Source organism: Cupriavidus basilensis (assembly GCF_000832305.1).
Classification (GTDB): Bacteria; Pseudomonadota; Gammaproteobacteria; order Burkholderiales; family Burkholderiaceae; genus Cupriavidus; species Cupriavidus basilensis_F.
On sequence record NZ_CP010536.1, the window covers coordinates 698269 to 713479 of the forward strand.

The window sequence follows — 15211 nt, forward strand, 5'->3', positions numbered from 1 at the left end:
TAGGCGATAGGCGGTCAAGCGACGCGGCGTAACAGGCTGGCCGGCCCGTCACGCGCGCGCCCAGTCCTAGTGGAGAGCCTGGCCTGGCGCCGTGCTCACGGTCGCGACCTGGGCGGCGTTGGCCGGGCTGCAATGGATGTGCGCCAGGCGCCAGCCCTCGTGGTTCTGCATCAGCACATAGGTGGTGTGCACATAGAGGTCGGCTTCGACGCGGTCGCCGCCAAAGCGCAGGGCTTCGGTCACGTCGAAGATGGCGACGCCCATCGAGGTATGGCTGCTGGTCTCGATCACGTCGATCAGCACCGGCTGCACGTCCAGCAACTGTGCAAAGGCCTGGCGCAGGTGCTCGTGGCCGATCAGGCGCTGGCCGTCCGGCATCACGCAGGTAACCGAGTCCTCATCCAGCCACAGGCGCAGCGCGCCCTCGGCATCGCGTAGCTTCATGGCCTCGCGAAAGGCTTCTACGATGTCTTCGGCGGAATCGAACAGGCGGGCAAAACGAGGCATGGTGGACTGGGCTCAGGGATTCGTTGGCCGGATAAACACGAACGGCGGGTCAGCGCTTCAGGCCCGGTGCAGGAGCTTGCGCAGCTCCACAAACACCATTTCGGGCTCGATGTCCTTCAGGCAGCGCAGGTGGCCAAGCGGGCACTCGCGCTTGAAGCACGGACTGCATTCGAGCTGCAGCCACATGATACTCGCAGCCTGCGACAGCGGGGGTGTATGGCGTGGGTCACTGGAGCCGAACACCGCCACCTGCGGCCGGTTCAGCGCCGCGGTGACGTGCATCAGGCCGGAGTCGTTGCACACGGCGGCTTCCGACATCGCCAGCAGGTCGACGGCATCGTCCAGCGAGGTCTGGCCGCACAGGTTGCGCACGAAGGGTGCGGCCTTGACGATCTCGTCGGCGATCTCGGCGTCCTTGGGCGAGCCCAGCGTGACCATTTGCGCATACGGGAACGAGCGCTTGAGCATCTGCGCCAGCTCGGCGAAATGCGCCGCCGGCCAGCGCTTGGCCGGGCCGAACTCCGCGCCAGGGCAGAACGCGATCAGGCGCGTCTGCGGCGCAATGCCGAAGCGCTCCGCGGTCTTGGCCATGCGCACCGGATCGGTTCGCAGGCGCGGCTCGGGCAGGTTCTCCGGCAAGCGGGCGCCGGGCTTGAGCGCCAGCCGCGCGTAGTGCTCCACCATGGGCGGGCGCTGGTCGCGGAGCGGATTGCCGTGGCGGATATTGAGCAGGCCGAAGCGGGCTTCGCCGCGATAGCCGACGCGCAGCGGGATAGCGGCCAGCCAGGGGATCAGTGCGGACTTGAGCGAATTCGGCAGCACATAGGCTGCGTCGTAGCCTTCGTTCTTGAGCTGCTGGGCGAACATCAGGCGGGCCGAGAGCTGCAGCTTGCCGTGCGCCAGCTCGCTGGGGAAGACCTGGTGGATCTCGGGCATGCGGGCCAGCACCGGCGCCACCCATTTAGGGGCGAGGGCGTCGATCTGCAGGCGCGGATGGCGCGCTTTCATGAGGGTGAAGAGCGGCTGCGCCATCAGGGCGTCGCCGATCCAGTTGGGGGCGATGACGAGGGCTTTTTTCATGAGTGGGGCGCTGCCGGAAGGGTGGGCGTGGCGCAAGCTGCGCGCGCCACGCACGCCGACGCTCCAGCGCGCCGCAAGGCGGGCCGGAGCATCGGGGTGGTGCGGTCAAGCGTGGGCCGTGTCAGTGGTGACCCTTGATCACGGTGCCGGGCTTGAGCTTGTAGACGGTACCGCAGTACGGGCACTTCACCTCGCCGGTGTCGGTCACGTCAAGGAAGACGCGCGGATGGTAGTTCCAGGTCGGCGTGTTGCCGGTGGGGCAGTGCAGCGGAAGGTCTTCCGCGCCGATTTCGATCAGGGAGGCGGTTTGCGTCATGGTGTCGCGGGGATGGTTTTAGTCTTTAGTCTTTTGTATGGACTGAAGTATGACTGGTTAAGCGGTTCGTGATTGCCTGGCGGGCCTTCGCGTCTCGGGATGGTTCCAGGCCGCGGTCAGCCAGTGCCTGCATGGTTCATTGGCGCCGCCGGCCGCGCGGAAGGCTTCGTCCGAGCGTACACCGCGTCGCGCGCGATGCGCTTCTCGCGTACCTCGATGACTCGAGAGCGCCGCCAGCCATGCAAAAGAGACATTGTAAACCCCGGGACCCCCTGTGCCAACGCGGGCGCGGGCGCGCCGGGGTCTAAAATCGTCACATTGTGTATGCCGCCACTGCCACCCGTGACCCTGCCGCCGCCTTCCGGACCCTCCGCCTCCCATCGTGAATCGCCCGGCCGCATGCACGCCAGGCGGCTGCGCGAGGCGCTGTTCTCAGGCGCCTCGGAGGCGGCGATCGGCGAAATGCTGGCGCCTTGGGGGCAGGCAGCCGAGCGCGCCGAGATGCTGGTGGAAGCGGCATTGGCCAGCGGCGACGCCGCGTTGCTGGACCGGGTGGTGCCACCCTGGCGCTGGCGCATCTTGCTGGCGATCCTGGACTGTCTCTATTTCGACTGGGATCCCCGCATGCAGCCTTACCTGGATTATGGACTGGCCCGCCACGCCGACGATCCGCAGGCGCTGCCGGTCCCCGTTCGCATCGCGCTGGCCGAGGGCCGGCTGTACGCCGGCGAGCGCCCGGCGGCCCTTGCCTTGCTCAGCACGACGGGCGACGCGGGCGGCGATGGCGACGCCCTGCGTGCGTTTGCCCACTTGCAGGAAGGCGACTGGCCAGCCGCCCAGGCGGGCTTCGAGGCTGCGCTCAAGCGGCTGCGGGCCGAGAGCCGCCAGCGTACCGGCTTGTTGCCGCCCTCGCTGGCGCCTTGCTATCCGCTGTCCTTGCTGGCCCAGCGTACGCCGGCCCACCTCGAACAAGCCCGCAAATTCTGCCAGGCGCAAGCGGGCACGCGCAGCCCGGCGCCGAGCGAGCGCTGGGGACTGTGGTGCCACGTGCTGGCCGTGCACAAGGGCGATGCGCGGCTGGACGAGTCCGCGTTCGAATTGCGCCCCGAGGTGCCGCCGCTCGCGCAGTTCTGGCGCGTTCTGTTGCGCGCCTGGCTTGGCGACGTGAAGCAAGCCAGCGGACGGCGCCAGCCGGCGGCCGCCCGCGCCGAGGCCCTCGCGGCCCTGCGTGCGCGCCTGCAAGGCTGCGGCCTGCACTGGTTCGCGCAGCAACTGGACGCCGCGCTGGCACTGGAAGCGGGCGAGCCGGTGCCGCAAACCTTCTTTGCCGGCCAGCGCCAGGAAAGCTGGCGGCTCGCGCTCGAAGCGTTGCAGGCCCTGGCGGGCGAGACGCGCGCGCCCGACGGCGCCAGCGCCAGCCGCCTGTTGTGGGCGTTGACCATCGACGCCGACGGCGCGGTCGGCACCATCGAGCCGCTGGAGCAACAGCGCGGCCCGCGCGGCTGGAACAAGCCGCGTCCCGTGCCGCTGGCCCGCCTCGCCGAAGACGACCGGCTGGAGCCGTGGGACGCCCGCGTCGCCCGCGCGGTCCGCCGCGACCAGTCCTATCACCGCCGCTACGTGCTCGATCGCGCCGCCGCCATGCTGGCGCTGGTCGGGCATCCGGGCGTGGTGCTGGCGCAGGCGCCCGAGCAGACGCTGGAAGTGGTGGAGGGCGCCCCGACGCTGGAAGTGGTGCGCCAGGGCGGCCGCTACACCTTGCGGGTCTCGCCCCCGGTGCGCGAGGCCCCGGCGATGGACAGCTTCCTGCCCGCCGGCAGCCGCGCGGACGCCGAGGCCTTGCGCCAGATCACCGTGCTGCGCGAAGGCTCGCAGCGCCTGCGCGTGATCCGCCTCACGCCCGCGCAGCAGGGCGCGGCGCAACTGATCGCCGATGGGCTGGCGGTGCCGGCCGAGGCCCATGCGCAGCTTGACGCCACGCTGCGCGCGTTGTCCGGTCATTTCCAGGTGCACTCCGACCACGACGGCAGCGCCCGCGAGCTCGAGACCGAGAGCCGGCTGCGCGCCGAGTTGTCCCCGCTGGGCGAAGGTCTTTCGCTGCGCCTGGTGGTGACGCCGCTGGGTCCACTTGGGCCGCGGCTGGCCCCGGGCAGCGGGCGCGAGCGGCTGATGGCGGCGGTCAAAGGGGAGAGCCTGGCCACGGTGCGCGACCTCAAGTCCGAGTTGGCGAACGTGGCCGAAGTGTTCGGCGCGCTGCCCTTCCTGGTGCCGCGCTCGCCGGATAGCGGCGAATACGACTGGACCCTGGCCGACCCGGAGGAGGCGTTGTCGGTGGTCGAGCAGTTGCCAGGGCTGCCCGCCGTGCTGGCGGTGGAATGGCCCCGGGGCAAGGAAATCCGCGTGGTGGGCGCCGACATCCCGCAACTGGCGGTGCATATCGAAACCGAGAGCGAATGGTTCAAGCTGGTCGGCGAACTGGGCGTGGCCGAGGGGCTGGTGCTGCAGCTCGGCCAGCTGCTGGCCTGGGCCGGCAGCCATGCCGGGCGCTTCATGCCGATGGGGCAGGGCGTGTATGTGGCGCTCACGCGCAGCCTGCGCGCCAGGCTGCGCGACCTGGCCAGCGTGGCGCACAACGTGCCCGACGGCATCAAGGTGCCGCTGATGGCGGCACCCTGGCTGGACGACGTGCTGGCCGGCGCCGGCATCGACCCCGACCAGCATTTTCGCCAGCGCGTGGCGCGGCTGCGCCGCGCGCGCAACAGCGACGCCGTGCTGCCGGCCAACCTGGCCGCGGAACTGCGGCCCTACCAGGAAGACGGCTACCGCTGGGCCATGTCGCTCGCCGAGGCCGGCTTCGGCGCCTGCCTGGCCGACGACATGGGGCTGGGCAAGACGCTGCAGGCGCTCGCCGTGATGCTGGCGCGCGCTGGCGGCGGCGCCGCGCTGGTGATCGCGCCGACCTCCGTGTGCGGCAACTGGGCCGAAGAGGCAAGGCGCTTCGCACCGACGCTGCGCGTGCACATCTATGCCGAGGGCGAGCGCGCGGCCTTGCTGGAACAGGCCGGCCCGCATGACGTGGTGATCGTTTCGTACACGCTGCTGCTGCAGGCGCGCGACGCCTTCTGCCAGCGCGAGTGGCACACGGTGGTGGCCGACGAAGCGCAGGCGTTCAAGAACGCCGCCACCAAACGCTCGCAGGCGGTGTTCGAGCTGCGGGCCGATTTCCGCATGGCGCTGTCGGGCACGCCGGTGGAAAACCGGCTGGCCGAGCTGTGGTCGATCATGCGCTTTTGCAACCCCGGCCTGCTCGGCTCGCTGGTCCGCTTCAACGAGCACTTCGCCGTGCCGATCGAGCGCAATGGCGTGCGCGAGGCGGCCCAGCGGCTGCGCCGCATGATCGCGCCGTTCGTGCTGCGCCGGACCAAGGCCCAGGTGCTGGACGAACTGCCGCCGCGCACCGAGCTGGTGTTGCGCATCGAGCAGGACCCGATCGAGGCGGCCCACTATGAAGCGCTGCGCCGCCAGGCGCTCGCCGAAGCCGAGGCCGTGGTCAAAGGCCCGAAGGCCCGCAAGACCGCCGCCGGCCAGCCCGCCGCCGAGGCGCGCATCCATGTGCTGGCGCAACTCATGCGGATGCGGCGCGCCGCCTGCGACGCGCGCCTGGTCACGCCCGAGCTGCAACTGGAGCTCGGGCAGGCGGGCGCCAAGGTGCGCGCCTTCGTGCAACTGGCGGGCGAGCTGGCCGCCAACGGGCACAAGACGCTGGTCTTTAGCCAGTTCGTCGATTTCCTGCAACTGCTGCGCCAGGGGCTGGACGAGGCCGGCCTGGCCTGGCAGTACCTCGACGGCGCCACGCCGGCGGCCGAGCGCACGCGGCGCGTGGCGGCGTTCCAGGCCGGCGCGGGCGATGTCTTCCTGATCAGCCTGAAGGCCGGCGGCTTCGGCCTTAACCTGACGGCCGCCGACTATGTGATCATCGCCGACCCCTGGTGGAACCCGGCGGCAGAGGACCAGGCCATGGGCCGCGCCCACCGCATCGGGCAGCAGCGCCCGGTGACCGTCTACCGGTTGATCAGCGCGGGCACCATCGAGGAGCGCATCCTCACGCTGCACCACGGCAAGCGCGCGCTGGCCGATGGCATCCTGGAGGCGGGCGAGGACGGCGAGGCCGGCTTTATCGGCACGGCGGCGGCGCTGCCGGACATCGATGAACTGGTGGGGCTGTTGCGCAGCTAGGGGCGCAAGTGGCGCTTTCACCTTTCAGCTTTCAGCTTTCACCTGTGTGGGCGGCCGCGGGACTCCGGTCCATGTCTGCTTATACCAACATGGCATACCTTCAAGCGAACTCCGTCGTTGGTAATGCGGCGGATCGTTGGTATCTTGCTGTTTTGCCCGGGGCGACAGACCCCGGCCGGCAGCCCCGACCCGCATTCTTTTTTTCGACGGTACCCCCATGTTCCGCACTGCTACCCGCCGCATCTCGTCCGCTTTCCATTCGTCCCGTGCTTCCCGTGCTTCCCGCCTGGCCGCCGGCCTTGGCTTGCTGGCCGCGCTGAGCACGCTGGCCGCACCGGCCCGCGCGCAGGACCCGGCCTGGCCGACCCAGCCGATCACCATCCTGATGGGCTTTACCGCCGGCTCCGGCGTGGACATGGTGGGCCGCACGCTGCAGGAATCGCTGCAGAAGTCGCTCAAGGCCACCATCATCTATGACTACCGCCCCGGCGCCGGTGGCAATGTGGCCTCCGAAGTGGTGGCCCATGCCAAGCCCGACGGCTACACGCTGCTGCTCGGCACCGCCGCCACCCACGGCATCAACCCGGCCCTGTACAAGAGCCTGCCGTTCGACGCCGAAGCCGATTTCACGCCCGTCGCGCCGCTGGTGGAAGTCTCCAACGTGCTGACCGTGAACCCTGCCGTGATCGACGTGAAGTCGGTCAAGGAGTTCATCGAGAAGGTCAAGGCCAACCCCGGCAAGTACAACTACGCGTCGACCGGCAACGGCACCGGCACGCACCTGGCCTTCGCCGAATTCAACGCGCGCGCCGGCCTGGATATGGTCCATGTGCCGTACAAGGGCGGCCCCGATGCGCTGCAAGCCGTGCTCAAGGGCGAGGTCTGCTGCATTTTCAATCAGGTGCAGAGCGTGTTGCCGCAGTATCGCGCCGGCAAGGTGCGGCTGCTTGGCGTGACCACCAAGAGCCATGTGGCGGTGATTCCCGAAGTGCCGACGATTGCCGAGAGCGGGTTGCCCGGCTTCAACAGCACCATCTGGTTTGGCTTCTTCGGTCCCAAGGGGCTGGATCCCAAGATCAGCAAGAAGATCAACGATGCGGTCAAGGTCGCGCTCGAAACGCCAGCGATCCGGCAGAAACTGATCGAGGCGGGGAATTCGCCGCGGATCGAGACGGTGGAGCAGTTCCGGACGACTGTGAAGGCGGATCGGCAGAAGTGGGCGGGGGTGGTCAGGAGCGTTGGGGCGTCTATTGATTGATATGGTTGTTGGCGGATGGGTGTAAGGCTAGTCCCCCCTCCCCCCAACAAGTTAAGCAACCACTTACCACCTCCTCCCACTCCCCCTATAATGCCCAATTCCCCCTAAGGGCTAGTCCGCCCCCGGCGGCTGCCAGCCCCCCAGCCTTCCGTTATGACCTTCCGACCGCCCCAGGCCCTGCTGCGTCCTTGGCATCGTTTTGCCCCGGCCGAGCGGGCCGGCTTTATCGAGGGGGCGCGTTATTTCGCACCTTCCCTGCCTGCCGTGTTCTCTTGGGGACTGGTGACGGGCGTGGCCATGAGCAAGTCGGTGATGAACGTGCCCGAGGCGATCGGCATGTCCTTGCTGGTCTACGCGGGCTCGGCCCAGTTGTCCGTGCTGCCGCTGTTTGCGGCGGGCCTGCCGCTGTGGACGGTGTGGCTGACCGCCGCCATCGTCAACCTGCGCTTCGTGATCTTCAGCGCGGGGCTGCAGCCGCATTTCAGCTATCTGCCGTTGTGGCGCCGCACGCTGCTGGGGTCGTTCAACGGCGACCTGCATTTCGTCTACTTCATGCAGCGCTATGCCACGCCAGGCCATGAGCCGGGCAAGGAAGGCTACTTCTGGGGCATGGCGCTGACCAATTTCGCCATGTGGCAGGTCTCGTCGATCATCGGCATCGTGCTGGCCAGCGCGTTCCCGGACAGCTGGGGCCTGGGATTGGCCGGCACGCTGGCGCTGATTCCCGTGATGGTCACGACCATCCGCTCGCGCTCGACGCTGCTGGCGGTGGCCGTGGCGTGCGCGCTGGCGCTGCTGTGCTTTGCCCTGCCTTACCGGCTCGGCCTGGTGGTGGCGGTGGTGGGGGCGATCGCGGCCGGCATGGCCAGTGACGAACTGGCCGCTCGCGCGACCTTGGCGGGCATCCGCCGCCGCAAGGCCGAGCATGCGCCCGCGCAGGCGGCGGCCCGCTCAGCGGCTCCGGCGGCAAAGGACCGGGCATGAGCCATCTCGAGATCTGGATCGCGCTGGTCGGCATGGCGCTGGTGACCATCGTCACGCGTGCGCTGTTCCTGATGGCGGGCGAGCGCGTGACGGTGCCGGACCGCATCCAGCGCGCGCTGCGCTACGCGCCAGCGGCGGCGCTGGCGGCCATCATCCTGCCCGACCTGATGACCTGGCAGGGGCATTTCACGCTGGCCCCAAGCAACTACAAGCTGGTGGCCGGCGCGGTGGCGCTGGTGTTCTACCTGGTGACACGGCGCATGGTGGGCATGATCGTGGCGGGCATGGCGGTCTATACCGCCATGCGGCTGCTCGGCTGAGCCGGGGCTGGGTGAGCGCCGGGCCCTGAGGGCGAGACCGCTAGGCGGCGTCGCCCGGCCCTTGCGGCCCGGGGCCGAGCGCCGTGCCCAGCTGGGTCAGCAGCCGCGTCAGGCGGGCCTGCGTGCTGGCGCCGGTCTTGAGGAATACCGCCTTGAGCTGGCTGCGCGCGGTTTCGTGGCGCACGTTCAGGCGCTCGCTGGCTTCGGGCAGGCCCATGCCGGTGGCCAGCAGGCTTGCCAGGCGGATCTCGGCGGGCGTCAGTCCATAGACTTCGCGCAGCAGTTGCGGCAGCTCCGCCGGTGCCTGCGCGTCTTCATGGATCACCACCAGCGCGGCGGGTTGCTGCCAGGGCAGCGCAAAGATGTGGGAGGGCGGCAGCGGCAGCACGGTCAGCTGCGCGCAGGCGCCGTTGCCATGGCGGGCGATTGCCGCCTGCGCCGGTACCGCGCTGCGCGGCGCGCAGGCGGCAGTCACCATGTCGGCCAGCGAGCGCGACAATTGCCACTCGCCCGTCTTGCCGGTGGGGGCCAGCCGCCGCACCCAGCGCTCGCCGATGCCGTTGCTCAGCAGCACGCGCCGCTCGGGCGAGAAGGCGATCACGCCGAACGACAGGCGCTCCAGGATCTGCCCTGACAGTTGCGCCAGCGTCGACAGCCCGATGGTGCGGTCGCGCATGGCCATGGCGCTGCGCATGTGAGGCAGCGCCCAGTCCAGCGCGCTGACATCCGCCGGCGTGAAATTGCCTTGCGAGAACGAGCGCTGCAGCGCGAAATACACCTCGTAGTGGGGCTTTCGCTCGACCAGGCAGGCTGCGTAGGAGCACAGGTCGAAGCGGTGGAAGAATTCCCGGTAGAAGGGGCTGCGCTGCATCGCGCCTTCGCCGAAATCGCGCGCATCGATGTACCACTCCCCGGGGGAGAGGTTGTGGGCAAACAGCTTGCCCGGATCCAGCGCGTGGAACTCCTTCTCGTAGGCGGTGAACAACTCCTGCACCGGGCGCACGACCTCGTTGACCGTCATCAGGTCGCGATCGGTGTCGCGCACGATCATCGATGCGTGCGCGCTGCCGACAATGTTGCTCAAGGTGTGCAGGCTCTGCTGCCAAGCCTGCGCATCAAGAATCCCTTCGTACAAGCCACGGATTGCCCCGTGCATGTCTTCGTTCATGGTTACCCCTGCCTTCGCGACAACGGCGTTAGCCGCGTGGCGCCGACGCCGCTTACCGTAAGCGTGTCCGGCACCAGTGCCTTGGGTCCCGTCTGAGGCGGGCCTCTGGCTATGTTCTTGCGTGCTTATCTTGTACCGACTTGTGCATACAGTGCGCGCTTTGGCAGCAGCGTACGAGACGCAATGCAATTGTCGCACCCCCCTTTCAGGGGGTGCGTTGCGAGGATGCGGCACGTTGTTCGCTCCATGTGATGAACTGGGCACGCGCTGGCGGGTGCATCCGGGGCGCAATCCCGCAAAATGGCCCCTGCGATCAGGTAAAATGCCGATTTTCCCCGATTTTCGCTCTCCAGCCACCGCCATGACCTCTGTCCTGCGTCTTTCCGATCTCATCTCCCAAGGCAAAATTGCCGGCAAGCGGGTTTTTATCCGCGCCGACCTGAACGTGCCGCAGGATGACGCCGGCCAAATCACCGAAGATACCCGCATCCGCGCCTCGGTGCCCGCCATCGAGGCTTGTCTGCAGGCAGGCGCCGCCGTGATGGTGACGTCGCACCTGGGCCGCCCGACCGAAGGCGAGTTCAAGCCCGAGGATTCGCTGGCGCCCGTGGCCGCGCGCCTGGCCGAGTTGCTCGGCAAGCCGGTCAAGCTGGTGCAGAACTGGGTCGACGGCAACGGCGAAGTGAGCGCGGTCAAGCCGGGCGAAGTGGTGCTGCTGGAAAACTGCCGCGTCAACAAGGGCGAAAAGAAGAACAGCGACGAACTGGCGCAGAAAATGGCCAAGCTGTGCGACGTCTACGTCAACGATGCCTTCGGCACCGCGCACCGCGCCGAAGCCACCACCCACGGCATCGCCAAATACGCGCCCATCGCCTGCGCCGGTCCGCTGCTGGCCGCCGAGATCGATGCGCTGGGCAAGGCCCTGGGCCAGCCGGCGCGTCCGCTGGTGGCAATCGTCGCCGGCTCCAAGGTGTCCACCAAGCTGACCATCCTCAAGACGCTGGCCGGCAAGGTCGACAACCTGATCGTCGGCGGTGGCATCGCCAATACCTTCATGCTGGCTGCCGGCCTGAAGATCGGCAAGTCGCTGGCCGAGGCTGACCTGGTGGCCGATGCACGCACCATCATCGATCTCATGGCCGCGCGCGGCGCCTCGGTGCCCATCCCCGTGGACGTGGTGTGCGCCAAGGAATTCAGCGCCACCGCGGTTGCCACCGTCAAGGACGCGAAGGACGTGGCCGACGACGACATGATCCTCGACATCGGCCCCAAGACCGCGCAGATGCTGGCGGACCAGCTCAAGCTGGCCGGCACCATCGTGTGGAATGGCCCGGTCGGCGTGTTCGAGTTCGACCAGTTCAGCAATGGCACCAAGGTGCTGGCCCAAGCCATCGCCGAGTCCAAGGCGTTCTCGATCGCCGGCGGCGGCGACACGCTGGCGGCCATCGCCAAGTACGGCATCGCTGACCAGGTGGGCTACATCTCCACCGGTGGCGGCGCTTTCCTGGAGTTCCTGGAAGGCAAGAAGCTGCCCGCGTTCGAGGTGCTGGAACAGCGCGCCGCGGGCTGAGGGTGACAGGTTTGCGTGGATTTGGCGCGGGCATGACCGGCCGGCGTGCTCTGGCGGCGTTGCTGCTGGCCGCCTCGATGCTGGCCCTGTCCGCGTGCGGCCGCCCGGGCGGCGCGCCCGAGGGGCGCCCCATGGCCGCCGCCGCGGCCGACGGGATGACCACCGGCGAACTGGCTCGGGGTGGCCAGGGCGAGCAGCAGGAGGCGCAGCGCCGCTATCTCGCGCTGAAGTACGCGCTGACGGTGGAGAACGCCGCCGACTTCCTGGAGTCTGGCTGGAAGAGCGTGGTGCAACGCTGCCAGGCGCTCGGCTGCGAGTTGCTGGAGGCGGGCTTTACCCGCAGCCGCGACGGCGCGCTGCCGCGCGGCGAGTTGCGCGCGCGCATCGCGCCCAAGGCTTTGCCGGATCTGCTCAAGGCGGCCGAGCAGGGCGGCACGGTGGTGTCCAACGCGGTGTCGAGCGAGGACAAGACCGACCAGGTGATCGATGCCGAAGCCCGCATCAAGAACACCACCGAGCTGCGTGACCGCCTGCGCGCCATGCTGCAGAACGCGCGCGGCCCGCTGCGCGACGTGATCGAGCTGGAGCGCGAGCTGGCGCGCGTGCAGGGTGAGCTGGATGCGATCAACGGAGTGCGCAAGATGCTGGCGGCGCAGACCGATCGCAATGAGGTCCGCATCGACTTTGTCGCGCGCGAGACCTTCGTCAGCCAGCGCAAGGTGTCGCCGCTGCGCGCTGCCGTCAACGATATCGCCGAGTTGTTCCTCGGCAGCCTGGCCATGCTGATCCGCGTGGCCGCCGGCGCGCTGCCGTGGCTGCTGGTTGGTGTGCCGCTGCTGTGGCTTGCGCTGGCCTGGCGCCGGCGCCGCGTGGCGCGCAGGAAGCAAGCCGTACCGGCGCCGCCGGGCGGCGCTGGCCCTCGATAAGGAAAATCAGTTCATGACCCGTTCCACCAAGATCGTCGCTACCATCGGCCCCGCTTCCAGCACGCTGGAAATGCTCACGCGCATGATCGCGGCAGGGGTCGACGTGGTGCGCCTGAATTTCTCCCACGGCGTAGCCGCGGACCATATCGAGCGCGCTCGCCTGGTGCGCGAGGCGGCCAGGGCCTGCGGCAGGGAAGTCGCCATCATGGCTGACCTGCAAGGGCCGAAGATCCGCGTCGGCAAGTTCGAGCACGGCAAGATCACGCTGGAAGTGGGTGAGCCCTTCATCCTCGACGCCACCTGTACCCTGGGCAACCAGGAACGCGCCGGCCTCGATTACGAGGACCTGCCGCGCGACGTGGGCCCGGGCGACCTGCTGCTGCTCAACGATGGCTTGATCGTGCTGGTGGTGGACCGCGTGCTAGGCCACGAGATCTTCACCACGGTGCGGATCGGCGGCGAGCTGTCGAACAACAAGGGCATCAACCGCCAGGGCGGCGGCCTGTCGGCGCCGGCGCTGACCGCCAAGGACATGGAAGACATCAAGACCGCCATGGCGCTGGGCGCGGACTATGTCGCGGTGAGCTTCCCCAAGAACGCCACCGATATGGAAATGGCGCGCCAGCTCGCCGCGGTGGCCGGCCAGCCGCACCAGCACAAGGCCCGCATGATCGCCAAGATCGAGCGCGCCGAAGCGATCCGCCCGGGCGTGCTGGAAGAGATCCTGCAGGCCTCCGACGGCATCATGGTGGCCCGCGGCGACCTGGCCGTGGAAGTGGGCAACGCGGCCGTGCCCGCGCTGCAAAAGCGCATGATCCGGCTGGCGCGCGAGGCCAACAAGCTGACCATCACCGCCACCCAGATGATGGAGAGCATGATCGTCAACCCGGTGCCCACGCGCGCCGAGGTGTCGGACGTGGCCAACGCCGTGCTGGACGGCACCGATGCCGTGATGCTGTCGGCCGAGACCGCCGCCGGCCGCTATCCGGTGGAAACCGTGGAAGCCATGGCTGCGGTCTGCGTCGAGGCGGAGAAGTCCGAGGTGGTCCAGCTCGACACCGATTTTCTCAACCAGACCTTTGGCCGCATCGACCAGTCGATCGCCATGGGCGCACTGTTCACCGCCTATCATTTGCAGGTAAAGGCCATTGCCGCGCTGACCGATTCCGGCGCCACCGCGCTGTGGATGAGCCGGCATCGCATCCATGTGCCGATCTACGCAATGACGCCCAACCTGGCGTCGCAGCGCAAGATGCAGCTCTACCGCAATGTGGTGCCGCTGCCGCTGGAAGCCAGCGCCGACCGGGACACCGCGCTGGAACAGGCTGAGGAACTACTGCTGTCGCGCGGCGTTGTGCAGCGCGGCGACTTTATCGTGCTGACCATTGGCGAGCCGATGGGCCAGCCGGGTGGCACGAATACGCTGAAGATTGTCCGGGTTGGCGCCTGATATGTGCCGCGCCGGACAGACCGCCGGCGCTCGAGCGCACAGGATCACCCACGATAAATCGCGTTGAGACGGCGTCTTGCGCGAACAGCAAAGAACGACCAGATCGACCAGATCGACCAGATCATTCAACGAGACACCCCATTCTTTCTTTAGGAGTTTGACATGCCACTCGTATCGATGCGCCAGCTGCTCGACCACGCCGCCGAAAACGGCTACGCGCTGCCCGCCTTCAACGTGAACAACCTGGAACAGGTTCAGGCCATCATGCAGGCCGCGGACGAAGTCAATGCGCCGGTGATCATGCAAGCCTCCGCAGGCGCACGCAAGTACGCCGGCGAGCACTTCCTGCGCCACCTGATCGAAGCCGCTGTGGAAGCCTATCCGCACATCCCGGTGGTGATGCACCAGGATCACGGCCAGTCGCCGGCGATCTGCCAGGCCGCCATCGACCTGGGCTTCTCCTCGGTGATGATGGACGGCTCGCTGCGCGAAGACGGCAAGACCCCGTCCGACTACGAGTACAACATCGAAGTGACCCGCAAGGTGGTGCAGCTCTCGCACGCCATCGGCGTGACCGTGGAAGGCGAGCTTGGCTGCCTGGGCTCGCTCGAGACCGGCGAAGCCGGCGAGGAAGACGGCATCGGCGCCGAAGGCAAGCTGGACCATTCCATGCTGCTGACCGACCCTGAGCAAGCCGCCGACTTCGTCAAGGCCACCCAGCTGGACGCGCTGGCGATCGCCATCGGCACTTCGCACGGCGCTTACAAGTTCACCCGCAAGCCCACTGGCGATATCCTGGCGATCAACCGCATCAAGGAAATCCATGCCCGCATCCCCAACACCCACCTGGTGATGCACGGCTCGTCGTCGGTCCCGCAGGAACTGCTCGCGGAAATCCGCCAGTTCGGTGGCGACATGAAGGAAACCTACGGCGTGCCGGTCGAGGAAATCCAGGACGCCATCAAGTATGGCGTGCGCAAGATCAATATCGACACCGATATCCGCCTTGCCATGACCGGCGCGATCCGCCGCTTCTTTGCCGAGAACCCGAGCAAGTTCGACCCGCGCGAATACCTGAAGCCGGCCCGCGAAGCCGCCAAGCTGGTTTGCAAGGCACGCTACGTCGCCTTCGGCTGCGAAGGCCAGGCCGCCAAGATCAAGCCGGTCTCGCTCGACGCCATCGCGCAGAAGTACAAGTCGGGCGAACTCGCCCAGGTCGTGCAGTAAGCAGGACCCCGTGCCGTCCCAGCTCCGATCCCGTCAAACGGGGAGGTGCGGGGACGACGCTTTTCAGGCCCCGGTGCCGGGGCGCTGAAAAGCGCTAACAAAATGAAGCGAAGCAGTTGTTCTGGCCAGGCGCCAGAATCATTCTGTTAGTGCCTTCCATCGGAACCAC

12 protein-coding genes are annotated in these 15211 nt (G+C 68.0%); 8 read left to right on the forward strand and 4 right to left on the reverse strand.

Annotation, left to right across the window (positions count from 1 at the left end; translation table 11 throughout):
* Positions 1-66: 66 nt before the first annotated feature.
* The 3 genes from RR42_RS03160 to RR42_RS03170 all read right to left on the reverse strand — a co-directional run bounded on the left by RR42_RS03160 (position 67) and on the right by RR42_RS03170 (position 1903).
* Positions 67-507, reverse strand: coding sequence for a YybH family protein (locus RR42_RS03160; RefSeq protein ID WP_043343921.1), 441 nt, complete (start codon positions 505-507; stop codon positions 67-69).
* A 57-nt stretch (positions 508-564) separates the two neighbouring features.
* Positions 565-1587 carry a lipopolysaccharide heptosyltransferase II gene (waaF, locus tag RR42_RS03165; protein WP_043343924.1) on the reverse strand — a complete coding sequence of 341 codons (1023 nt, stop codon included), beginning with the start codon at positions 1585-1587 and terminating at the stop codon, positions 565-567.
* Positions 1588-1708: 121 nt separating this feature from the next.
* Positions 1709-1903, reverse strand: a complete 195-nt coding sequence (locus RR42_RS03170; protein ID WP_006158072.1) for a zinc-finger domain-containing protein — start codon at positions 1901-1903, stop codon at positions 1709-1711.
* Positions 1904-3211: 1308 nt separating this feature from the next.
* Here RR42_RS03170 and RR42_RS03175 point away from each other — a divergent pair.
* From RR42_RS03175 to RR42_RS03190, 4 genes are all read left to right on the forward strand, one after another.
* Positions 3212-6139, forward strand: coding sequence for a DEAD/DEAH box helicase (locus RR42_RS03175; RefSeq protein WP_419188878.1), 2928 nt, complete (start codon positions 3212-3214; stop codon positions 6137-6139).
* A 217-nt stretch (positions 6140-6356) separates the two neighbouring features.
* Positions 6357-7397, forward strand: a complete 1041-nt coding sequence (locus RR42_RS03180) for a Bug family tripartite tricarboxylate transporter substrate binding protein (RefSeq protein WP_043343928.1) — start codon at positions 6357-6359, stop codon at positions 7395-7397.
* Between the two features lie 153 nt (positions 7398-7550).
* Positions 7551-8381: an AzlC family ABC transporter permease gene (locus RR42_RS03185; RefSeq protein WP_043343932.1), complete on the forward strand. Its 831-nt coding sequence runs from the start codon at positions 7551-7553 to the stop codon at positions 8379-8381.
* Complete coding sequence (locus RR42_RS03190; protein ID WP_043343936.1) at positions 8378-8701, forward strand: AzlD domain-containing protein; 324 nt, start codon at positions 8378-8380, stop codon at positions 8699-8701. Before RR42_RS03185 ends, RR42_RS03190 begins: the two co-directional genes overlap by 4 nt.
* 40 nt (positions 8702-8741) lie before the next feature.
* Here RR42_RS03190 and RR42_RS03195 read toward each other — a convergent pair whose 3' ends face one another.
* On the reverse strand, positions 8742-9869 hold the full coding sequence (locus RR42_RS03195) for a helix-turn-helix transcriptional regulator (protein WP_043343939.1): 1128 nt from the start codon (positions 9867-9869) through the stop codon (positions 8742-8744).
* A 361-nt stretch (positions 9870-10230) separates the two neighbouring features.
* Between RR42_RS03195 and RR42_RS03200 the strand changes: the two genes are divergently transcribed.
* The 4 genes from RR42_RS03200 (at position 10231) to fba (ending at position 15042) form a co-directional block, all read left to right on the forward strand.
* On the forward strand, positions 10231-11439 hold the full coding sequence (locus RR42_RS03200; protein ID WP_043343942.1) for a phosphoglycerate kinase: 1209 nt from the start codon (positions 10231-10233) through the stop codon (positions 11437-11439).
* 32 nt (positions 11440-11471) lie between these two features.
* Positions 11472-12365 carry a DUF4349 domain-containing protein gene (locus RR42_RS37560; protein ID WP_052494424.1) on the forward strand — a complete coding sequence of 298 codons (894 nt, stop codon included), beginning with the start codon at positions 11472-11474 and terminating at the stop codon, positions 12363-12365.
* A gap of 13 nt (positions 12366-12378) precedes the next feature.
* Positions 12379-13815, forward strand: a complete 1437-nt coding sequence (gene pyk / locus RR42_RS03210; RefSeq protein ID WP_043351281.1) for a pyruvate kinase — start codon at positions 12379-12381, stop codon at positions 13813-13815.
* Positions 13816-13977: 162 nt separating this feature from the next.
* Positions 13978-15042 (forward strand): class II fructose-bisphosphate aldolase, encoded by a 1065-nt coding sequence (gene fba / locus RR42_RS03215; protein WP_043343944.1) that lies wholly within the window; start codon positions 13978-13980, stop codon positions 15040-15042.
* Positions 15043-15211 lie beyond the last annotated feature (169 nt).